This window comes from Streptomyces himastatinicus ATCC 53653, from assembly GCF_000158915.1.
GTDB lineage: Bacteria > Actinomycetota > Actinomycetes > Streptomycetales > Streptomycetaceae > Streptomyces > Streptomyces himastatinicus.
On the sequence record NZ_GG657754.1, the window covers coordinates 2,853,834 to 2,875,130 of the forward strand.

The following is a 21,297-nucleotide window of genomic DNA, read 5'->3' on the forward strand; positions in this document are numbered from 1 at the left end:
GGTCTGGGTAGGAACAAGTGAGGCCCCGGCACGATCGCCGGGGCCTCGGGCGCCTTAGCCATCTAACGGTCGAACTCCCGCTGCTTGACGCCCAGGATGAACGCGCCCCACGCGTCCCCCGTGAACGCCAGATGCGGGCCGCCCCTGTCCTTGCTGTCCCGTACGGAACAGCCATGGTCAACCGTGTCCGCGACCTCTACGCAGTTGTTTTCGGCCCCGGAATACGATGACTTCCGGTAGGTCCCTATAGCTTCAGGGGTCACTTTGATTCTTCCTTGCTTCTCCGCAGTACGCCCCGAATGAGCCTTGCGCTCGCCTCCGGGGCCAGTGCCGCAGATCGTAGCTGGTCAAAGGCCAGCGAGTAAGCGGCGAGGTCCTCCGCCCCTTCCAGGATGGACGAACCTCGCAGGTTGTCCAGCGTCACAGCTTCCACGGTGGGCTCGGCATCGAATGAGAAGCAGGAGAACGCGGATGGCATCGTGGCCTTCACGCCGGCGGAGATGGGCAACACCTGTAGCGTCACGTTCCGCCGCTTGCCCACTTCGAGGATATGAGCGAGCTGTTCCTGGTAGATGTCTACCCTTACGGCCGGGTGAGCGATCACAGGCTCCCAAATGATGGCTGTGTAGTGTGCCGCATCCTCCGTCTCCTCGATTCTGGCTTGCCGATCCTGTCTCACCTTGACCAGCTTCGGCACCTTGCCGGGATCGACGAAGTCCGCGGCACTGTCAATAACAGCCTCTGCGTATCCGGGAATCTGCAACAACCCCGGGATCAGCGCAGGCTGCCATTCCCGGATATGCGTTGCGTCATCCTCCAGCGAGATGTGGTCCAAGTAATCCTGTCGCAGGTGCGCCGCATGTTCCAGCCACCAGCCGCGCCGATTCGCGTTCTTGGCCAACGTTTCAAGTTTGGTACGGACCTTGGGGTCGTCAACACCGTAGGCGCTGAGCAGAGCTCGAATCTCGATGATTCGGGCGGTGACGTGCCCGCTTTCGATCCGACTGATCCTGGTCTGATGAACCCCCAGCACCTCTGCCGCTTGCGGCTGGTCGAGTTTGGCGCCCTGCCGGTACCTCTTGAGCGCGGCACCGAGTCGCCTACTGCGCACCGTCGGCCGTCCCCCTGCGGGCATCTCTTCCCCTCTCTTCCCTGCGCCCCATCGCGTAGCGAGGGACCACTGTAGAGCTTGCCGACACGATAGAGGTGCACGCGTGTGGCATGTATGCAGTTTTCGTTAGTTGCGAAACTGGCAACTTGCCCTCTAACCTCAAGTGACCGTGCCACTACACGGTGCGGTCTTGGCGAAGAGTCAGGGGGTAGCAGATGGCCACAGTCACGGCGGACCACGAGCGCCGCGACACGTTCCGTGTCTCGAAGCGCAGGCGGAACGTACCGATCGCGCGGACCCGGGTGAGAAAGGCCCTCGCGAACTGGGGCGTTGACGCAGATCTGGCAGACGACATCACACTTTCGGCTGACGAACTGTTGTCTAATGCCATCCGGCACTGTCGCGTCACATTCGCTCAGATCGAGATCAGCGTCTCCGTTCGGGCCGGAGATTTGCTCCTTGAAGTCACAGATCCCGACGGAGACAAACTCCCGGAACTCCGCGCGCCGAGTTCCGATGAGGAAGGGGGCCGGGGCCTGTACCTCGTCGCGAAATTGGCGGACGAGTGGGGGCACAGCCACCGGCAGCACGCCAAATGCGTCTGGGCTCGGTTCGTGATCCCGAACGAGGTCACGTGTACCGACTGACGTATGACCGCACGACTGAGCCGCACCGCAACGGGACACCGGCGATACGGGCACTGGACCGGGGGCGGGCGCAACCATTGACGACCGGCGAACGTGCCGCGGTCAACCGCTGGTACGTACTGCGCAATGGGCATCGGTACGAATTACGGCTGTCCGTTGCCGGTGAGCGGCGCGTATCCGCCGTGGTCCTGCCTCCGCCGCACCCATCACACCACGCCTCACAGGTTCCCGTTACGCGACAGGACATCATCGCGTAACGGGCGCAGGAGGACTCCCGGCGTGCGGCCGCCCCGCCGCCGGTCGAGTCCGCGCAGGGGCCCCGCAGTCTCCGCAGACCGGGGCCCCTGCGTTCCGTACCGCAGCGCCCGAAAACAGCGCGGGCTCAGGACACCGGGCGGGAGTCCGACCAGACGCTTTCGAACTCCTCGCGGTAGGTGCCGAAGAGCCCGCCGTCGCCCTCGTTCGGGTCGCGGCCGTCGCGTACCACCTCGCGGCCTCGGCCGCCGCCGCGGAGGACCAGGACCGGGGCCTCCATGCCGCGGGCCTTGCGCAGGTACGACTGGACGACCGCGAGGCCGTCGGTGCCGTCGCCGTTGACCAGGTAGGCGGTGAAGCGGGGGGTCTCGTCGAAGACGTGGATCTCGAAGGCGCCCGGGTCGCGCAGGGCGGCGCGCACCCGGCGCATATGGAGGATGTTCATCTCCACCGAGCGGCTCAGCTCGCCCTTCTTCAGCCCCAGCTCGCGCTCCCGCCGCCGGACCGCGCTGCTCGCGGGGTTGAGGAACAGCAGCCGGGCGCGGCAGCCGGATTCGGCCAGGCGGACCAGGCGGCGGCCGGAGTAGTTCTGGACCAGGAGGTTGAGCCCGATGCCGACCGCGTCGAGGCGGCGGGCGCCCGCGAACAGGTCCTCGACGGGCAGTTGCCGCTGGAGCCGCACCCGGTCGGAGTGGACGCCGACCACGTCCGCGTACCGGTCGCCGACCAGGTCCTCGACCGCGTCGATGGGCAGCCGGTCGGTGGAGGGGTTTCCGGTGCCGCTGCCGAGGATCTCCAGCAGCCGGGCCGAGGCGCGCTCGGCCTGGGCCAGCACGGTCCCGGACAGGGCGCGGTTGCGGGAGACGACGTTACGGGCGACCTCCAGCTCGTCGAGGGCCAGTTCCACCTCGCGCCGGTCGTCCAGGTAGGGCTCGAAGCACGGCCAGTGCTGGACGAGGAGTTCACGCAGCTGGGGCAGGGTGAGGAAGCTGAGCACATTGTCGTCGGCCGGGTCGAGCAGATAGCCCTTGCGGCGGCTCACCTCCCGGACCGCCACGGCCCGCTGCACCCACTCCTGGCCGGCCGGTCCGGCGGCGGCGATGACCCAGTCGTCGCCGTGGACCGGTTCGTAGATCGGCCGGAGCACCGCGCCGACGACCGCGCGCAGCCGCTGTTCGACCAGATTCAGCCAGATGTAGGCCCGCCCGGCCCGGCGTGCGCGCGTCCGCACCTCGTCCCAGGCCTCGGCGCCCCAGTCCAGTTCCGCTCCGATCTCCATCGGACGCACCAGGGACACCGCACCGGGGGGTGCCTCGGTGGAGCCGTCACCCCCGGGACCTCCGTCACCAGGGGGCAGCTCCAGCCCGCCCGAGCTCACCTGTGCACCGCCTTCCGCCCCCGCTCCAACGATCACCGCAGACTACTGCTCGGGCGGGGGCGGTGCGACACTCCGGTCGGCCTGAAGGTCAACCTTAGTCTTCTGTATGGCCGTTGTGACGGGTGAGTGCAGGGGGCGTAAGGGGACTCATCGCGGTCACGTCGCGGGGCGCGAGCTGGAAGCCCTGCCAGTGCACCGGCATCGGTTCCTGGTCCTCATCACGGGCGATGTGGTGGAACCCGATGTTGACCCACACCACGGGGTGGGTGAGCGTCTGGCCGTTGACCCACTTGTCGACGCTCTTACCGGCCCCGGCGCCGCAGTTCGGCAGATTGTTGCTCGCAAACTGTTCACATTTGTTGTACTGCGTGAAGTAGACGTCGTGCTTGGTGTAGCTGCGTCCCTGGTACTTGGTGGTGTGGCCGGGCACGATCTCGTAGCTGCGCGGATGGCCGTCCTTGTTCTTGCCCGCCGTGCTCACCACGCGCCACCAGCGCGCCCCCGCCGCGTCGCCCGCCAGCTCCTTGCCGACCTTGGTGCGGGTGGTCTTGGTCGTGGGGATGCGGCCTGCGGTGGCCGTGGTCTTGGAGTCGTACTGCTCGACCTTGCTCTTGGCCGAGCCGTCGAGGCCGAAGTTCAGCCGCCAGAAGACGTTGTGGGCGTGGCTGGTGGCGTAGTCCTTGGCGCCCTTGCCTATGGGCCAGCCGCGGCCGTCGCCCGCGTCGTAGTCCATCGGGGAGAGCGTGCCGGTGGCGCCGACCTGCATGGACATCGTGCCGTCGCCCGCGAAGCGCCACTCGGTGATGTACTCGTACCAGCCGACCTGGTTGACGGTGTAGACCAGCAGGTCCTTGCCCTGGGCCTGGTAGAGCTTTTCGCCGTCGTTCATGCGGTAGGCGTGGCCGCGGGTCCGGGTGGTGGCGCACAGCCCCTTGACGTCGGGGTGGTCGGGATCCCAGGCGTCCGGCACCCGCACGGTCTTGATGGTGCCGCCGGGGCATTCGGCCGGGCTCAGCTGTTGCAGCCCCTGGGCGAAGCCCTGGCCGGTGAGGTCGTCGTACTCGTTCTTGCCGTCGTCGTACGGGACATGGATCTGGCCGATCTTCCCCGACGTCAGCACCTTGATCGGGCGGGCCTCGCCCTTGGGCTGGTACGAGACGTTGTCGAGGACCAGCCCGGCCTTGCTCTCGTAGTGCCAGCACATCCGCCAGGTGGTGCCGCCGTCCAGGGTCTCCTGGATCGAGTACGCGGCGCTGCACTCCGCCGCGGCCGCCGCCGGGGCCTTGGCCGGTACCCGCGGCGCGGCCTGCGCCGGTCCGGCGGCGACCGCCGCCGTGCCGACCAGCGCCGTGGCGCCGAGGGCCGCCGCGAACCGGGCACGGGCCCGGTGCAGCCTTCTTTCACGCATGGGTGACTCCTGTAGCTGAAGGGAGAGGGTGCGAGGGACGCGATGTGCGGCTAGGAGCCCAGCCGGGCGACGGACCGGGCGCTCAGGTCGATGACCAGCTGCCGGGTGTCGATCCAGGGGCCGCCGCCCGTCACCTTGGTGAACAGCCGTACGCAGCGGTGCTTGCCGCAGTCCCGGGTGGCGGCGGGGCCGGGGCCGTCCACGCCCGTGCGGTAGACGAAGCCGGTGACGGTCAGCTGGTCGGGGCTGTTCAGCGTCTTGCCGGTGGCGTCCTTGAAGTCCTTCTTCAGCTCCTGGCCGAGCTTGTCGGCGATCAGGAGCCGGGCCGCCTCGCGCGCCTCGTCCCGGTTGGGCGGCGGCTGGACGCCGCGCTGGGTGTCGGTGCGCTCGACCTTGCCCGAGGCCAGGTCGACGGTCTTCGTCACATAGGTGTCGTCGCTGTAGTCGTAGTACGTGACGTCGGCCCGGCGGGGCGGGTCGGCGGCGCCGACCTCGTCGGGCGTCAGTTCGGCGAGGTCGGTGGAGAGCTGCTCCGGGCCCTTGCCGCCCGTGACGTCCTCACCGCTCTCCCGGAAGGACTGGCCGAGCGTGAGCGTCCGGGCGCGCTTCCGCTCGGCGTCGGTGAGCGGGTCCCGGCCCTTGCCGGTCTTCCCCTGCGCGGGCGCGGCCTCGACCACGCCGGGCAGCTGACGGGCCGCCTGCCCCTGCTCCGCGGCGGAACCCTGCGGTCCGCCGCCCGACCCCTCCCCGCCGGACGCGCTGTCCGGCAGGGTCACCCCGATCAAGACCGCCGTGGCCGTGGCGGCGACGGCCGCGCCCGCCAGCACTCTGCCCAGATGGCGATGGTTCACCGTGCGCACATTCTTCCCCAATCCCCCCTGTCACCGCATCAAGATGTATGCCCCCGCATAACCGGAAATCGCATACGTCAAGGTCACCCGGTAGGACGAACCGATATGGCCGTAGGTTGCCTCCCCTTTGAGGAAGTTCCGCTGAAACCGCCGTTCTCCCGCCCGAGTTGGGAAAGGATGCGTCGTCGGTCGGTTCCGGCCGGGGCCCGCGGTGCTCGCGGCCCCGGGAGAAGAAGTGGAAGAGTCGGCGTATGCAGGTCTGGCCGGGACACGCTTATCCCCTGGGCGCCACGTACGACGGCGCCGGTACCAACTTCGCGGTGTTCTCCGAGGCCGCCACGCGGATCGAACTGTGTCTGCTGCACGACGACGGCTCGGAGACGGCGGTCGAGCTGCGCGAGACCGACGGGTTCGTCCGCCATGCCTATCTGCCGGGCATCATGCCGGGCCAGCGCTACGGCTTCCGGGCCCACGGCCCGTACGAACCGGAGCACGGCGACCGCTGCAATTCCGCCAAGCTGCTGCTGGACCCGTACGCCAAGGCCGTCAGCGGCAAGATCGACTGGGGCGAGGAGGTCTACGGCTACCACTTCTACCGGCCGGACAAGCGCAACGACCTGGACTCGGCGCCCCACACGATGGCCTCGGTCGTGGTCAATCCGTACTTCGACTGGGGCGACGACCGGCCGCCGCGCACCGACTACCACCGCACGGTCATCTACGAGGCCCATGTGAAGGGCCTGACGATGCTCCATCCGCGGCTCCCCGACGAGCTGCGCGGGACCTATGCGGCGCTGGCCCATCCGGCGATCATCGAGCATCTGACGGAGCTGGGCGTCACCACGCTGGAGCTGATGCCCGTACACCAGTTCGTGCACGACCACCGGCTGGTCGACTCCGGGCTCGCCAACTACTGGGGTTACAACACCATCGGCTTCTTCGCCCCGCACAACGCCTACGCGTCCTGGGGCGACCGGGGGCAGCAGGTGCTGGAGTTCAAATCGGCGGTGCGGGCGCTGCACCAGGCGGGCATCGAGGTCATCCTCGACGTCGTCTACAACCACACCGCCGAGGGCAACCACCTGGGCCCGACGCTCTCCTTCCGGGGGCTGGACAACGCCTCGTACTACCGGCTGAGCGAGGACCGGCGGTACTACATGGACACCACCGGCACCGGGAACTCCCTGCTGATGCGGAGCCCCCACGTGCTCCAGCTGATCATGGACTCGCTGCGGTACTGGGTGACCGAGATGCGGGTGGACGGCTTCCGCTTCGATCTGGCAGCGACGCTGGCCCGCCAGTTCCACGAGGTGGACCGGCTGTCGTCGTTCTTCGACCTGGTGCAGCAGGACCCGGTGGTCAGCCAGGTGAAGCTGATCGCCGAGCCGTGGGACGTCGGCGAGGGCGGCTACCAGGTGGGGAACTTCCCGCCGCTGTGGACCGAGTGGAACGGAAAGTTCCGAGACACCGTGCGCGATCTGTGGCGCGGCGAACCGCGCACCCTGGCCGAATTCGCCTCCCGGCTCACCGGCTCCTCCGACCTCTACCAGAACGACGGCCGCCGCCCGCTCGCCTCCGTCAACTTCGTCACCTGCCACGACGGCTTCACCCTGCGCGACCTGGTGAGCTACGACGAGAAGCACAACGAGGCCAACGGGGAGTCCAACCAGGACGGCGAGAGCTACAACCGCTCCTGGAACTGCGGCGTCGAGGGCGAGACCGACGATCCCGCGGTGCGGGCCCTGCGCAGCCGCCAGATGCGCAACTTCATCGCCACCCTGATGCTCTCCCAGGGCGTGCCCATGCTCAGCCACGGCGACGAGTTCGCCCGCACCCAGGGCGGCAACAACAACGCGTACTGCCAGGACAACGAGACCTCCTGGGTGCGGTGGCCCGTCCTCGGCAAGGACGCCGCCGAGGGCGACCGGGAGGCGCTGGAGCTGCTGCGCTTCACCCGCTCGCTGATCTGGCTCCGCCGCGACCACCCGGTCTTCCGCCGCCGCCGCTTCTTCCACGGCCGCCCGGTGGAGGGCACCCACGACGAGCTGTCCGACATCGCCTGGTTCACCCATGAGGGCGAGGAGATGCGCCAGCGCGACTGGCAGGCCGCCCACGCCCAGTCCCTCGCGGTGTTCCTCAACGGCAACGCGATCTCCGAGCCGGGTGTGCGGGGCGAGCGCATCACCGACGACTCGTTCCTGCTGCTGTTCAACGCCCACCACGAACCGCTGGACTTCGTCGTGCCCGTCGACCACGGCAAGCAGTGGCAGGTCATCGTGGACACGGCGATCCCCGGGGGCGTGGAGCCGGGCAGCGGCCAGAAGGTCGCCGCGGGCGACCGGCTGACCCTGGTGGACCGCAGCCTGACGGTCCTCCAGCGCCCGGCGTGACGCGGGTCCGGGGCCTCAGCCGTAGCGCTGGGGCTCGCCGGGCCGCTCGTAGTAGAAGCCGCGCGGCCCCTCCCGCTCTCCGATGCCCCCGCACAGGCACGGTGCGTCCCGTCCCACCACCAGCCCGCTGCCGTTGAGGACGCGCTTGCCGTCGAAACGGCGGCCGGTGACACCGAACAGGTACGTGCCCCGGCTCAGCCGCATGAGGCCCGCCACCACGCGCACCGCCGGAACGGGCAGGCCGCCGGAGACGAGCGGGACGTAGAAGAAGAGGTTCCGCTTCTCCCGCGCCGCCGGGCCGGTCCACAGGGCGACGGTCACCGCGGCCTCGTCCCCGTCCTCGTCCGGGACGCAGCCGCGCACGTAGTACGGCTTGGCCAGCGGCGCGGCCGTGTAATGCCAGAGCGCGGCGGCGACGGCACGCTGCGCGCGGGAGACGCACAGCGGGGAACAGATCGGCTGGTCACCCGGGACGGGCACTTCCACATACCCCCACGACGGACGGTGGCGTTCTCGGCTCAGCGGACCGTGGACTCTACCTCGCTCACCTCGCGGCGACCGCCGGGACCGCGCCGTGGCGGAACGCGCCATACCGGCACACCGGTGCGCCCGGATGGGGGTGCGGCATCTCATCGGGCGCCGCGCCTGGGTACGTACGTTCATATGACGGCTGACCGCATCGTGCCCACCGCCACCTATCGGCTTCAGCTCCAGCCCGGTTTCCCCTTCGCGGCCGCCGAGCGGGCCGTGCCGTATCTGGCCTCGCTCGGCGTCTCGCATCTGCACCTGTCGCCCGTGCTGGAGGCCCGGCCCGGGTCCTCCCACGGCTACGACATCGTGGACCACACCGCCGTACGGGCCGAGCTGGGCGGCGAGCGGGGGCTGCGCACCCTCGCCCGTACGGCCCGGGCGCACGGCCTCGGGCTGATCGCCGACCTCGTGCCGAACCATATGGCGGTGCCCGTGCCGGAGCGGCTCAACGGGCCGCTGTGGGAGGTGCTGAGGGACGGGCCCGGGTCGCGGTACGCGCGGTGGTTCGACATCGACTGGGCCGAGCACGGCCGCAAGGTGCTGCTGCCCGTGCTCGGCGGGCCGCTCGGCGACGAGTGGGAGCGGCTGCGGCCGGGCGACGACGGGGTGCTGCGCTACTACGACCACGCGTTCCCGCTGCGGCCCGGCACCGAGCGGCTGCCGCTCGCCGAGCTGCTGGACGCCCAGTGGTACCGGCTCGGCTGGTGGCGGCTGGCCCGCACCGAGCTGAACTACCGCCGTTTCTTCACCATCTCCGAGCTGATCGCGGTGCGCGTCGAGGACCCGGAGGTCTTCGACGCGACCCACGGCACGCTGCTGGGCCTGCTGCGGGACGGGGTGCTCGACGGGCTGCGGGTGGACCACCCGGACGGCCTCGCCGACCCCGGGGGCTACCTGCGGACGCTGGACGAGGCGGTGCGCGCGGCGACGGGCGGCGAGGGCCGCTGGACCGTCGTGGAAAAGATCCTCGCCCGGGACGAACCGCTGCCCGCCCACTGGCCCGTCGCCGGCACGACCGGCTACGACGCGCTGCACCACATCGACGGCCTCTTCGTCGACCCGGACGGGCTGGAGAAGCTGACCGCGGCCTACCGGAGTTTCACCGCCGCCCCGCCGGACCGGGGCGGCGACTGGGCGGCCACCGTCCGCCGCGCCGCGGAGCACGTCGTGACGCACGAACTGGCCGCCGAGGTGGAGCGCCTGACCCGCACCGCCGCCCGCATCTGCGCCACCTCGCCACCGCTGCGCGACCACGCGCCCTGGGCCCTGCGCACGGCGATCCGCGCGCTGCTCGTACGGCTGCCGGTGTACCGCCCGTACGCCACGGCGGGCGCCCCGGCGGCCGCGGCGGACGAGGCGATGCTGCACCGGGCCGCGGAGGACGCCCGTACGGACTTCCCCGCCTTCGCGGTCGAGGCGGAGCGCCGGGCGGTGGACACCATCCGAGAGGCGGCGCTCGGCAGGCTCGGCGACGGTCCGGACCACCGCGACTTCTGCGCCCGCTTCGCCCAGACCGCCGCCGCGCTGCGCGCCAAGTCCGTCGAGGACACCGCCTTCTACCGCTACACCCCACTGCTCTCGGCGGCGGAGGTGGGCGGCGACCCGGGGCACCCGGTCGTCTCTCCCGAGGAGTTCCACGCCTTCGCCGCCCGTCTCCTGCGCGACTGGCCCGCGACCGGCACGGTGCTGTCCACCCACGACACCAAGCGCAGCGCGGACGTACGGGCGCGGATCGCCGCGCTCACCGAGACCCCGGCCCGGTGGGGGCGGCTGCTGGCGGACCTGTCGACGCTGTCGCCGCAGCCGGAAGCCCCCGATCCGCAGCTCGCCTGGACGGCCTGGCAGACCGCGCTGGGCCTGGGCACCGCGGACGCGGAACGCCTCGTACCGGCGGTGCTGAAGGCGGTCCGGGAGGCGGGGCTGCACACGACCTGGACCGAGCAGAACGGCGCGTACGAGGACGCCGTGACCGCCTTCCTGGAGGCGGGGCCCGGCGATCCCGCCTCCCGGGCATGGGCGGCGCTGGACGCCTTCGCCACCGAAATCGCCGCCCCCGCCCGGGTCAACACGCTCGGCGCGGCGCTGCTGCATCTGACCATGCCGGGCGTGCCGGACCTGTACACGGACACCGAGCGCGCCTACCGCGCCCTCGTCGACCCCGACAACCGCCGCCCGCCCACCCTCGGCACCCCGGCGGCTGACGGGCTGTCCGCCGAGAAGCTGCTGCTCACCCGGGCGGCGCTGCGGCTGCGCCGCGACCACCCGGAGTGGTTCGGCCCCGGGAGTGCGTACACGCCCCTGATCGCCGCGGGCCCGGCGGCCGCCCACTGCCTGGCGTTCCTCCGCACGGACGGCACGAAGGGCGGCGCGATCACCGTCGCCACCCGCCTCTCCCGCCGCCTCGCGGAGTCAGGCGGCTGGGACCCCCGCACCCGCCTCCCCCTGCCGCCCGGTCCCTGGCGGGACCTGCTGACCGACCGCACGACCGAGGGCCCCGCCCCGCTCGGCGACCTGCTGGACCGGCTCCCGGTGGCCCTCCTGGTCCGTACCTGAGGGTCCGTACCTGAGGACGGGCGCGCGGGTTCGCGTCCTGAAGCATTTACAGTCACACCCCCGCGCGCTACGTTCACAAAGCAACTTGGGAGCGCTCCCATATCGACGGTTTCTGATCCGATCACGTCGAAGGGAAGACCAGCGCAATGGCTCGACGATTACTCGCCCCCGCACGCCCCCCACACCCGCCGGGCAGCCCCCGCGCCCGCAGATCCGTCCTGCTGGTACTGCTCTCCGTACTGCCCGCCCTGGGTCTTGTCTTCTTCTCCGGAGGCAACGCCTCCGCCCACGGCGCGCCCATGGCGCCGGGCAGCCGCACCTATCTGTGCTGGAAGTACAGCCTGTCCAGCACCGGTGAGGTCAAGCCGACCAACCCGGCGTGCAAGGCCGCGTTCAACAAGGGCGGCGCGACGCCGTTCTACAACTGGTTCGCGGTGCTCCGCTCGGACGGCGCGGGCCGCACCAAGGGCTTCATCCCCGACGGCAAGCTGTGCAGCGGCGCCGCCACCGTCTACGACTTCTCCGGCTTCGACCTGGGCAGCAGCGACTGGCCGGTGACCCATCTGACCTCCGGCAAGTCGATGCAGTTCTCGTACAACGCCTGGGCCGCGCACCCGGGTTCGTTCCGCAGCTACGTCACCAAGAACCCGATCGACCCGACGAAGCCGCTCACCTGGAACGACCTGGAGGACCAGCCGTTCGACACGGTGACCAACCCGCCGCAGTCCGGTCCGGTCGGCACGGTCGACGGCAAGTACACGTGGAACGCCACCCTGCCCTCGGGCAAGAGCGGACGCCACATCATCTACACCGTCTGGACCCGCTCCGACAGCCAGGAGACCTTCTACAGCTGCTCCGACGTGGTCTTCGACGGCGGCAACGGCGAGGTGACGGTCCCGGGCGCCGGCACCGGCGGCGGCGGCAGCGACCCCACCGACCCGCCCACCTCCAAGTGCACCGCGACACAGAAGACCACCGGCACCTGGAACGGCGGCTACCAGGCCGAGGTGACGGTGGCCAACACCGGCGCCACGCCCATCTCCTCGTGGATGGTCGACTGGACCCTGCCCTCCGGCCAGCGGGTCGACAGCGTCTGGAACGGCAAACTGGCCAGCGGCAGTACGGCGGCCTCGGTCACCAACGCCGACTGGAACGGCTCCCTGGCCGCCGGTGCCTCGACCACCTTCGGCTACGTCGCCAGCGGCGGCTCCCCGGACACCGCGGCCGCCCCGATCTGCATGGTGCACTGACCATCCCGAACCACCCCAGGGTGCCCTGATCCGCTCCCCTGCCCTGTCAGGTGCACCTCACCCAGCCGGTCTGCCGCCCCCGTCCCCTCCGGACGGCAGACCGGCCCCGCGGCGTCCCACCGGTGGCTTGCGTCCTCACACCCCGCCACCTGTGCAGGCGTCCCCGCCGGGCCCTTCGTGCGCCCCGTCTCAGGCGAGACCGCGCTTGGCGCGCTCGGCGTCGATGAGTTCTTCGGTGAGCTCCTCCGGATCCACCGTCCATTCGGGGTCGTGGAGGTCGTCGAAGTCCTGCCCGCTGAGGGGGAGGCCGAGGTCGGTGAGCCGGGCGGACAGCTGGGAGAACGCGGTCTGTTCGTCGGGCTCGTCCTGGTAGCGGGACCTGTCGGCGGCGCACGCTTCGGCCAGGGTGCTGCCCGCCATGCTCCAGTACGAGAACTCGGTGTCGAGCTCGATGACGGGCCAAGGACCGTCGGTCGGCTCGTCAGGATGCAGCCAGTAGCCGATCCAGCCCTTGCCGCCTTCGGCGACGAGCTTGACGTACGTGGCCATCTCGGCGGCTCCGGCGTTGATGGCCTGCATCTCGGGGTCGGCGCGTTCCGCCTCGCTGAGGTAGCTGGTGTCGAGGAGCGGGTCGAGTTCCCCGGGATCGAAGAACCTGAGGTCGAGGAGGTGACGGAAGTCGGTGCGGTTCTCCCACTGCGCCACCAGCATCGTGCGCAGGTCGTCCGGGACCGGACGGCCGTCCAGACGCTCGCGGGAGAACTCCGCGAGCCGTTCTTCGTACATGGTCCCTCGTCATTCGCCGGAACTCGTGGAAGCAGGATGGTCCGATGACTTTAGGGCCACCCTCTGACAACCGGTTCCGCGGAGCAGGGTGACGAACGCGGCGGCCGCGCCGGTGAGGCGGACTCGGGAGAACGCCGTCACCTCGCGGCGCCACGGTGGGTCCAGGGGCAGCGTCACGCAGTCGTGCCGCGTCGCTGCGTGCGCGGCCGTGATGAGGACTCCGACGCCGGCGGCGGCCATGCTCACGGCCGTGGAGCTGTGTTCGGTGTCGACGGCGGTGCGCGGGGTGAACCCGGCGCGTTCGCAGGCCAGGTCGAGGAAGCGGCGGCCGTCGACGACGGGTTCCAGGGCGCAGCGCACCCAGTCGCGGTCGGCCAGGTCGGTGAGGCGTACGACGGGCCGTCCGGCGAGCGGGTCGTCCGGGGCCACGACCGCCACCACTTCCTCCTCGCCCAGGGACACCACGGGCCCCGGCCAGTCCTTCGGGCGGTGGCCGACCGCGAGGTCAGCGACGCCGTGCTCCATGGCGTCGCGCAACTCCTCGCCGGTGGCGTACTCGTGCACCACCAGGCGCATGCCCGGGCGTTCGCGCCGCCAGCGGGCGAAGAGGCCGGGGAGGACGCCGACGGCGAGGGCGTGGAGCGTCGCGAGGTGCAGTTCGCCGCCCTCCGCCCCGGCGGCGGCGTGGGCGGCGCGCCAGGCCCGGCCCGCGCTGCGCACCGCCAGTTCGGCGTGCGGGAGGAAGGCGCGCCCCATGGGGGTGAGCCGTACGCCGCGCGGCAGGCGCTCCAGCAGCGGGCCGCCCGCCTCCCGTTCCAGGGCCTTGACCTGGTGGGAGAGCGCGGACTGGGTGACCCCCAGCAGTTCGGCGGCGCGGGTGAAGGACGCCTCCTCGACGACCGTGACCAGGTATTCCATCTGACGCAGGCTCATGCGGCTCCCCCGGGGCATGAAGGTTGTTCATGGAATGCATAAAGACAATGCCTTGGACTCATGGCGCTGTCGAGGCGGAGTCTGGCGGCATGCATGAGCATGAGACGGACGTCATCGTCATCGGAGGCGGCACCGGCGGTTACAGCACCGCGCTGCGCGCCGCCGCCCTGGGCCTGCGGGTCGTCCTCGCCGAGCGGGAGCTGATCGGCGGGACCTGTCTGCACCGCGGCTGCATCCCCAGCAAGGCGATGCTGCACGCGGCCGAGTTGGTGGACGGCATCGCGGAGGCGCGGGAGCGCTGGGGGGTGAAAGCCACGCTGGACGCGGTGGACTGGGCGGCGCTGACCGCGACGCGCGACGACATCGTGGCCCGTAACCACCGCGGGGTGGAGGGTCATCTCTCCCACGCGGGTGTCGAGGTGGTCCGGGGCGACGCCGCCCTCACCAGCGCCCGTACGGTCCGGATCGCGCCGCACGGGGAGTGGACCGCGCGCCGAGGCGTGGTCGTGGCCACCGGGTCCCGGCCCCGCACCCTGCCGGGCCTGACGCCGGACGGGCGGCGGGTCGTCACCAGCGACGACGCGCTGTTCGCGCCCGGCCTCCCGGCGTCCGTGCTGGTGCTGGGCGGGGGTGCCATCGGGGTCGAGTACGCCTCGCTGCACCGTTCCATGGGGGCGCGGGTGGTGCTGGTCGAGGCGGCGGACCGGCTGCTGCCGCTGGAGGATGCCGATGTCAGCCGTCATCTGACCCGCGGTCTGAAGAAGCGCGGTGTGGAGGTGCTGACCGGGGCGCGGCTGGAGGGGGCCGAGCCGTACGAGGACGGGGTGCGCGCGACGGTCCGTACGGGGCGTGGAGACACCAGCGCGCTGGACGTCGAGCGGCTGCTGGTCGCCGTCGGCCGCGCGCCGGTGACGGACGGGCTGGACCTGGCCGCCGCCGGGCTCGCCACCGACGCGCGCGGGTTCCTCGCGCCCGCCGACTGGTCGCGGCTGGAGACGGCGGTGCCGGGCGTCCACGCCGTGGGCGACGTCCTGCCGCCGCCGTCCCTGGGGCTGGCCCACGCGTCGTTCGCGGAGGGGCTGTTGGTGGCCGAGACGCTGGCGGGCGGCGCTCCCCGGCCGGTGGACTACGACGCGGTGCCGCGCGTGACGTATTCGAGCCCGCAGACCGCCTCGGTGGGGCTCACGGAGGCCGAGGCCCGGGACCGTACGGGCGGTGAGGCCGTCGCCAACACCATGCCGCTGACCGCCGTCGCCAAGGGCATGGTGCACGGACAGGGCGGGATGGTGAAGGTGGTGGCCGAAAGGCCGGGCGGCCGCGTCCTCGGCGTCCATCTGGTGGGCCCGCACGTCTCGGAGATGATCGCCGAGAGCCAGCTCGTCGTCGGCTGGGACGCCGAACCGGCCGATGTGGCCCAGCACATCCATCCGCACCCCACCCTCTCGGAGGCCGTCGGGGAGGCGTATCTGACGCTGGCGGGGCGGGGGCTGCATCAGCAGTAGCCAAAATGGCGTGGACGGGGGCGTGTTGGCGCTCATAGGGTGAGCGCCAACGCCCGTACAGACGAGGAAGGAGGCGCCGAGCCATGCGTACGTACGTCATTCCGCGCTCCCGCCCCCTCTCCCCCGGGCGTACCCCCGTCTGATCAGGCGATCCGACCGGGAGCGCGTACGCCTCCTGGAAGGAACCCCATGACCGGACTGGTCATCCGCGCGCTCACCGAGAGCGACGCGCATCTGTTTCACGCACTGTCCGTCCCCGCGCTCGTCGGCCGGGGCCGTTTCGGGCACACCTACGCCACCGTCGGCCAGGGCGGCGAGTACCGCCCGGAGTGGACTTGGGTGGCGCTGCGCGGGGAGCGGGTCGTGGCCCGCGCCGCATGGTGGGGCGGACCGGACGACACCGCGCCCATCGCGCTGGACTGGTTCGACTTCGCCGAGGGCGAGGCCGCTGCCGCCGCGGAGCTGCTGCGCACCGCGCCCCTGCGCACCGAGTACGCCCTGCTGGCGCCGCCCGGCTGGCGCGACCGGCCGGACGAGAGCGCGGCGGTGCGGGCCCGGGTCGACGCGGCCGTGGCGGGCGGGCTCGACCCCCTCGTCGAGCGCTACCGCTACGAATGGACGCCCGACCTCGGACTGCCCGAGCGGCCGGGGCGGCTGGAGTTCCGGCCGGAGCCCGACGACGCGGTGATCGCCGACGTAATGCGCCGCGTCCACGAAGGCACGCTGGACGCGCACGACCGGCGGGCCATCGCCGAGGGCGGCGTCGAGGCCGCGGTGGCTGAGAACCTGCGGCTGTTCCACTGGTTCCCGTCGCCCCGCGACTGGTGGCGACTGGCGTGGACGCCGGACGGGGAGGTGGTCGGCATCCAGATCCCCGCGCACAATCCGGTCGGGCCGTGCGTCGGCTTCATCGGGGTCGTGGCCGGGCAGCGCGGCCACGGGTATGCGTACGACCTGCTGGTGGAGTGCACTCACGACCTGGTGGAACGGGGCGCGACGAAGATCGCCGCCGCGACCGACCGGGGCAACCGGCCGATGGCCGCGCACTTCGCGAGGGCGGGCTATCCCGTCACCCAGGAGCGCATCGACCTGGTCTGACACCTCGTCCGACACCCCGTCTGGCCGGTGCCGCCCTGCTGCGCGCATGGTGCCGCATCCCCCAGCATGGTCCCGAATCCGTCCGCAGGACGATGTGAGGAGACATCAGTGCTGTTCGAGGTGTGGGCACCGCATGCCGGACAGGTGGGGCTTCATATCGTCCGGGGCGAGGGCCGTACGCATCCCATGGAGCGCGACCCCGGCCGCGAGGGCTGGTGGCGGGCCGAGGCCGCGGCGGGGCACGGGGCGCTCTACGGCTTCGCGCTCGACGACGGCCCCCCGCTGCCCGATCCGCGCTCCCGGCGACAGCCGGACGGCCCGGAGGGGCTGAGCGCGGTGGTGGACCACTCCCGTTTCCCGTGGGAGCGGGAGTGGTCCGGGCGGCCGCTGCCGGGCGCGGTGCTGTACGAGCTGCACATCGGGACGTTCACCCCGGAGGGCACGTTCGACGCGGCGGCCGCACGGCTTCCGCATCTGGCCGGTCTTGGCATCACGCACGTGGAGCTGATGCCGGTGTGCCCCTTCCCGGGGACCCACGGCTGGGGCTACGACGGGGTCGCGCCGTGGGCCGTGCACGAGCCGTACGGCGGGCCCGAGGGGCTGGCCCGGTTCGTGGCCGCCGCGCACCGGCACGGCCTCGGCGTCGTCCTGGACGTGGTGCACAACCACCTGGGCCCGTCCGGCAACCGGCTGCCGGACTTCGGGCCGTACTTCACCGACACCCACCACACCCCGTGGGGCGCGGCGGTCAACCTGGACGCGCCCGGCTCCGACGAGGTCCGCGCGTACTTCATCGGCAGCGCGCTCGCCTGGCTGCGCGACTTCCGGCTGGACGGGCTGCGGCTGGACGCCGTGCACGCGCTGCACGACACCCGGGCCCGGCACTTCCTGGCCGAGCTGTCCGCCGCGGTGGACGCGCTGGCGGCCGAGGTCGGCCGCCCGCTGTTCCTGATCGGCGAGTCGGATCTGAACGACCCGCGCACCACCACCCCCCGCGAGGCGGGGCGGCCACGGACTCCACGCCCAGTGGAACGACGACTTCCATCACGCCCTGCACACGTTCCTCATCGGCGAACGGGCAGGCTACTACGCCGACTTCGCCGCCGAGGGGCCCGCGGCCCTGGCCAAGACGCTGAGCGGCGGCTTCTTCCACGACGGCACGTACTCGGCGTTCCGGGGCCGCCGTCACGGCAGCCCGCTGAACCCGCTCACCACCCCCGCGCACCGGCTCCTCGGCTACGCCCAGACGCACGATCAGGTGGGGAACCGCGCGACCGGCGACCGGCTGTCCGCCCGGCTCTCCCCCGGGCTGCTGGCCTGCGCGGCGGCCGTGGTGCTGTGCGCGCCGTTCACCCCGATGCTCTTCATGGGCGAGGAGTGGGGCGCGGCGACGCCCTGGCAGTACTTCACCGACCACCAGGACCCGGAGCTGGCCGACGCGGTACGGCGCGGCCGCCGCCGCGAGTTCGCCGCCCACGGCTGGGCGGAGGCGGACATCCCGGATCCGCAGGACCCGGCGACCCGGCTGCGGTCCTGCCTGGACTGGACGGAGCCGGACCGGGAGCCGCACCGGGCGCTGCTGGACTGGCACCGGCGGCTGATCGCGCTGCGCCGCGCCGAGCCCGCCCTGACCGACCCCGCCTGGTCGTGCGCCCCGCTGGCGACGGGTCCTGACTGCTTCGGCTTCCGGCGCGGCCCGCTCCGTATCGTCGTCAACCCGCACGACCGCCCGGCGGAAGCCCGGCTGGAGCCGAGCCCCGCCCAGGTGGTCACCGCCTGGCGGCCGGTCGAGCCGCCCGGCCCGGACGGCACGCTGCGGCTGCCGCCGGAGACGGCCGTCGTGCTGCGGACTCAGCCCTCCTGAGGGGCCTCCTGCGGGGCGAGCCGCAGCGAGATGGAGTTGATGCAGTACCGCTGGTCGGTCGGGGTCGGATAACCCTCGCCCGCGAAGACATGGCCGAGGTGCGAACCGCAGCGGGCGCACCGCACCTCGGTGCGGACCATGCCGTGCGAGCGGTCGTCGATCAGCTCGACCGCGGACGACTCCGCGGGGTCGTAGAAGGACGGCCAGCCGCAGTGGCTCTCGAACTTCGTCTCGGAGCGGAACAGCTCCGCGCCGCACGCCCGGCAGGAGTAGACGCCCTCGGCCTTGGTGTCGGTGTATTCACCGGTGAAGGGGCGCTCGGTGCCCGCCTCGCGCAGGACCTGGTACTCCTGCGGGGTCAGCTCCGCGCGCCACTGCTCATCCGGCTTGTCGATCTCGTACGCCATGAACGGACCCTCCTCAGCTCTCCCGGCTCGCCGGGCTCCTCAGGGCGCTCCGGGCCCGCCGCGTCTGTAGACGGGCGAGGATCTCCGGACCGAGGTCGGTGACGTCGCCCGCGCCCATGGTGAGAACAAGGTCACCGGGCTTGGCCATTCCGGCGATCAGGCCGGGAATCGCGGACCGGTCGTGCGCGGCGGTCACATCGGCGCCGTGGTGGCGCGCGGCGTCGATCACCAGGTCGCTGGTGATGCCCGGGACCGGGTCCTCGCGGGCCGGGTAGATGTCGAGGACGACGGAGGCGTCGGCCAGCGCCAGGGCCTCGCCCATCTCGGCGCCCAGCTCCTGCGTACGGCTGAACAGATGCGGCTGGAAGACCACCAGGACGCGGCCCTCCCCGGCGCCGCCGCGGATCGCCTCCAGGTCGGCGGCGATCTCGGTGGGGTGGTGCGCGTACGAGTCGATGACCTGCACCTCGGCCGCGGTGCCCTTGAGCTGGAGGCGCCGCTTGACGCCGGTGTACGAGGCGATCGCGGGAGCGAGGTCGCGGGCGGGGACGTCGAGGGCGGCACCCGCGGCGAGCGCGGCGACGGCGTTGTGCGCGTAGTGGCGGCCGGGCACGGAGACGGTGAAGGTGATCTCGCCACCCCCGAGGGCTTCCGCGAACCGCACGGTGACCTCGCTGGTCAGCCCGTGCGGGACGACGTCCAGGACCCGTACGTCCGCGTCGGCGGCCTCACCGTAGGTGAGCACCCGCAGCCCCTCGCGGCCCGCGAGCTGGGCGGTCAGCTCGCGGGCCCCGTCGTGGTCGGCGGAGATGACCAGGGTGCCGCCGGGCCGGACCCGCTCGACGAAGGTCCGGAACGAGTCGTAGATCTCGTCCATGGAGGCGTAGTTGGCGTGGTGGTCCAGCTCCACGTTGAGGATGATCGCGACCTCGGGCGCGTACTTGTGGAAGCTGCGGTCGCTCTCGTCGGCCTCCGCGACGAAGATCTCGCCGCCGCCGTGCTCGGCGCTGGAGCCGGGCGCGTCCAGATCCCCGCCGATCACGTACGACGGGTCGAGGCCGAGGGTGCGCAGCGAGACGGCGAGCATCGAGGTCGTGGTGGTCTTGCCGTGCGTACCGGCGACCGCGATCGGGCGGTGGCCGTCCATCAGGGCGGCCAGCGCGTCGGAGCGGTGCACGACGGGGATGCCGCGCTCGCGCGCCGCGACCAGTTCGAGGTTGTCGGCGCGGATGGCGCTGGAGACGACGACGCTGGTGGCGTCCGACGCGACGTTCCCGGCGGCGTGGCCGAGGTGCACGGTCGCGCCCAGCTCGCGCAGCGCCGCCACGATCGGGGAGTCCTTGGAGTCACTGCCCGCGACCCGCGCGCCGCGCTGGACGAGGACCTTCGCGACGCCGGACATACCGGCGCCGCCGATGCCGATGAAATGCGGACGGTCCAGCGCGTCGGGGGCAATGCCGGCCGGTGCCATGTACGGGTCTCCCCTGGGTGAGCGGTCTTCTCGGTTCTGTCGGCCCGATTCTCGCACCCCGCCGCATCCCTTCCGTACGCCGTCCGTACGGCCCCGCGTACGCCGTCCGCATCCCCTTACGTACGCGGTCCGTACGGCGCTCAGCCGCCCGTGGTGGCCTGCCCCTCGTCGACCTCGTCGTCCGTGTGCGAGAACAGCTTCAGCACCGGGACGCCGACCTTGTGGCGGGCCCGGGAGGCCCAGTCGCGGTGGAAGAACTCCTCCACGAAGTGCGGCGCGGTGAGGACGATCACCTCGTCGGCGCCGGTCTCCTCCACCACACCGCGCAGGACGTCCAGCGGGCGCCGCTGCACGACGTGGCCGCGGGCCTCGCTGCCCGCCGCGCGCAGGGCCGCCACCGAGTGGTTCAGGGCCCGCTCGGCGGGCTCCAGCGCCGCGCTGCCCTCCGGCTCCTCGCCTTCCTGGGCGGCCTGTTCCAGCTCGCCGAGGGCGATGTCGTCGATGGCGCGGAGCAGCCGGTCCTTGCTGCCCCGGGGCTGCATCAGCACGACGAAGGAGACCTGGTCGTCGCCGTGCAGGGTGGTGACGAACTCCACGTCGGCAGGGGTCAGCGGCTTTTCGATCATCAAAATGCTCGTGAACACGGCGTGCGCCCTTCTCGTTCTTCAAGCCTTCATCGAAGCAGTAGGAATGAAGCGGTAGGAATGCGGTCCGTTTAGCGCAAAACTATGGGTAAATCCGACGGTAGCGGGTGAAAAGGAAACCAGCGTCCTCCAGCACGGAAGCGAGAGCGAACTGCTCCGGTTCCGCGGCCAGGGGACCGTTCGCGATGCGGGCCGCGTCGCCCGCGACCATCAGCGGG

The 21,297-nt window shown here is 71.5% G+C and carries 17 protein-coding genes and 1 pseudogene; 7 read left to right on the forward strand and 11 right to left on the reverse strand.

What is annotated here, in order from left to right; all coding sequences use genetic code 11:
- Nucleotides 1–62: 62 nt before the first annotated feature.
- The gene (locus tag SSOG_RS11470) at nt 63–263 is read right to left on the reverse strand and encodes a DUF397 domain-containing protein (RefSeq protein WP_009714383.1); all 201 of its coding nucleotides are present in this window, start codon (nt 261–263) and stop codon (nt 63–65) included.
- The gene (locus tag SSOG_RS11475) at nt 260–1,135 is read right to left on the reverse strand and encodes a helix-turn-helix domain-containing protein (protein WP_009714384.1); all 876 of its coding nucleotides are present in this window, start codon (nt 1,133–1,135) and stop codon (nt 260–262) included. The genes SSOG_RS11470 and SSOG_RS11475 overlap by 4 nt, the downstream gene beginning before the upstream one ends.
- Nucleotides 1,136–1,326: 191 nt before the next feature.
- Between SSOG_RS11475 and SSOG_RS11480 the strand changes: the two genes are divergently transcribed.
- Nucleotides 1,327–1,758 carry an ATP-binding protein gene (locus SSOG_RS11480; protein WP_009714385.1) on the forward strand — a complete coding sequence of 144 codons (432 nt, stop codon included), beginning with the start codon at nt 1,327–1,329 and terminating at the stop codon, nt 1,756–1,758.
- A 382-nt stretch (nt 1,759–2,140) separates the two neighbouring features.
- Here the strand turns inward: SSOG_RS11480 and SSOG_RS11485 are convergent, their stop codons facing one another.
- The 3 genes from SSOG_RS11485 to SSOG_RS11495 all read right to left on the reverse strand — a co-directional run bounded on the left by SSOG_RS11485 (nt 2,141) and on the right by SSOG_RS11495 (nt 5,659).
- Nucleotides 2,141–3,391: an SAV2148 family HEPN domain-containing protein gene (locus tag SSOG_RS11485; protein WP_009714387.1), complete on the reverse strand. Its 1,251-nt coding sequence runs from the start codon at nt 3,389–3,391 to the stop codon at nt 2,141–2,143.
- 94 nt (nt 3,392–3,485) lie between these two features.
- Nucleotides 3,486–4,799: a copper amine oxidase gene (locus tag SSOG_RS11490; protein ID WP_009714388.1), complete on the reverse strand. Its 1,314-nt coding sequence runs from the start codon at nt 4,797–4,799 to the stop codon at nt 3,486–3,488.
- 50 nt (nt 4,800–4,849) lie between these two features.
- Nucleotides 4,850–5,659, reverse strand: a complete 810-nt coding sequence (locus tag SSOG_RS11495; RefSeq protein ID WP_039937257.1) for a hypothetical protein — start codon at nt 5,657–5,659, stop codon at nt 4,850–4,852.
- 242 nt (nt 5,660–5,901) lie between these two features.
- On the opposite strand from SSOG_RS11495, the gene glgX reads away from it, so the two are divergent.
- Complete coding sequence (gene glgX / locus SSOG_RS11500) at nt 5,902–8,040, forward strand: glycogen debranching protein GlgX (protein ID WP_009714390.1); 2,139 nt, start codon at nt 5,902–5,904, stop codon at nt 8,038–8,040.
- A 15-nt stretch (nt 8,041–8,055) separates the two neighbouring features.
- Here glgX and SSOG_RS11505 read toward each other — a convergent pair whose 3' ends face one another.
- Nucleotides 8,056–8,520, reverse strand: coding sequence for a hypothetical protein (locus SSOG_RS11505; protein ID WP_245606277.1), 465 nt, complete (start codon nt 8,518–8,520; stop codon nt 8,056–8,058).
- A gap of 183 nt (nt 8,521–8,703) precedes the next feature.
- On the opposite strand from SSOG_RS11505, the gene treY reads away from it, so the two are divergent.
- Complete coding sequence (gene treY, locus SSOG_RS11510) at nt 8,704–11,124, forward strand: malto-oligosyltrehalose synthase (RefSeq protein WP_009714392.1); 2,421 nt, start codon at nt 8,704–8,706, stop codon at nt 11,122–11,124.
- A 146-nt stretch (nt 11,125–11,270) separates the two neighbouring features.
- Entirely contained in the window at nt 11,271–12,374 is a 1,104-nt protein-coding gene (locus tag SSOG_RS11515) for a lytic polysaccharide monooxygenase auxiliary activity family 9 protein (RefSeq protein ID WP_009714393.1), read from the forward strand.
- Nucleotides 12,375–12,563: 189 nt separating this feature from the next.
- Here SSOG_RS11515 and SSOG_RS11520 read toward each other — a convergent pair whose 3' ends face one another.
- Together SSOG_RS11520 and SSOG_RS11525 are read right to left on the reverse strand one after the other, a co-directional pair.
- Nucleotides 12,564–13,160: a hypothetical protein gene (locus SSOG_RS11520; RefSeq protein WP_009714394.1), complete on the reverse strand. Its 597-nt coding sequence runs from the start codon at nt 13,158–13,160 to the stop codon at nt 12,564–12,566.
- A 9-nt stretch (nt 13,161–13,169) separates the two neighbouring features.
- Complete coding sequence (locus SSOG_RS11525; RefSeq protein WP_009714395.1) at nt 13,170–14,093, reverse strand: LysR family transcriptional regulator; 924 nt, start codon at nt 14,091–14,093, stop codon at nt 13,170–13,172.
- Nucleotides 14,094–14,182: 89 nt separating this feature from the next.
- On the opposite strand from SSOG_RS11525, the gene lpdA reads away from it, so the two are divergent.
- The 3 genes and pseudogenes from lpdA to treZ all read left to right on the forward strand — a co-directional run bounded on the left by lpdA (nt 14,183) and on the right by treZ (nt 18,557).
- Nucleotides 14,183–15,595 carry a dihydrolipoyl dehydrogenase gene (gene lpdA / locus SSOG_RS11530; RefSeq protein WP_009714396.1) on the forward strand — a complete coding sequence of 471 codons (1,413 nt, stop codon included), beginning with the start codon at nt 14,183–14,185 and terminating at the stop codon, nt 15,593–15,595.
- 189 nt (nt 15,596–15,784) lie between these two features.
- Nucleotides 15,785–16,693, forward strand: coding sequence for a GNAT family protein (locus tag SSOG_RS11535; RefSeq protein ID WP_009714397.1), 909 nt, complete (start codon nt 15,785–15,787; stop codon nt 16,691–16,693).
- A gap of 108 nt (nt 16,694–16,801) precedes the next feature.
- Nucleotides 16,802–18,557, forward strand: a pseudogene (gene treZ / locus SSOG_RS11540) (malto-oligosyltrehalose trehalohydrolase).
- Here treZ and msrB read toward each other — a convergent pair.
- The 3 genes from msrB to SSOG_RS11555 all read right to left on the reverse strand — a co-directional run bounded on the left by msrB (nt 18,545) and on the right by SSOG_RS11555 (nt 21,061).
- A complete protein-coding gene (gene msrB, locus SSOG_RS11545) occupies nt 18,545–18,964 on the reverse strand; it encodes a peptide-methionine (R)-S-oxide reductase MsrB (RefSeq protein ID WP_009714399.1) in 420 nt (139 codons plus the stop codon). The pseudogene treZ and the gene msrB overlap by 13 nt on opposite strands.
- Nucleotides 18,965–18,977: 13 nt before the next feature.
- The gene (gene murC, locus SSOG_RS11550) at nt 18,978–20,435 is read right to left on the reverse strand and encodes a UDP-N-acetylmuramate--L-alanine ligase (RefSeq protein WP_009714400.1); all 1,458 of its coding nucleotides are present in this window, start codon (nt 20,433–20,435) and stop codon (nt 18,978–18,980) included.
- A 140-nt stretch (nt 20,436–20,575) separates the two neighbouring features.
- On the reverse strand, nt 20,576–21,061 hold the full coding sequence (locus SSOG_RS11555; RefSeq protein ID WP_063631554.1) for a hypothetical protein: 486 nt from the start codon (nt 21,059–21,061) through the stop codon (nt 20,576–20,578).
- Between the last annotated feature and the right edge of the window lie 236 nt (nt 21,062–21,297).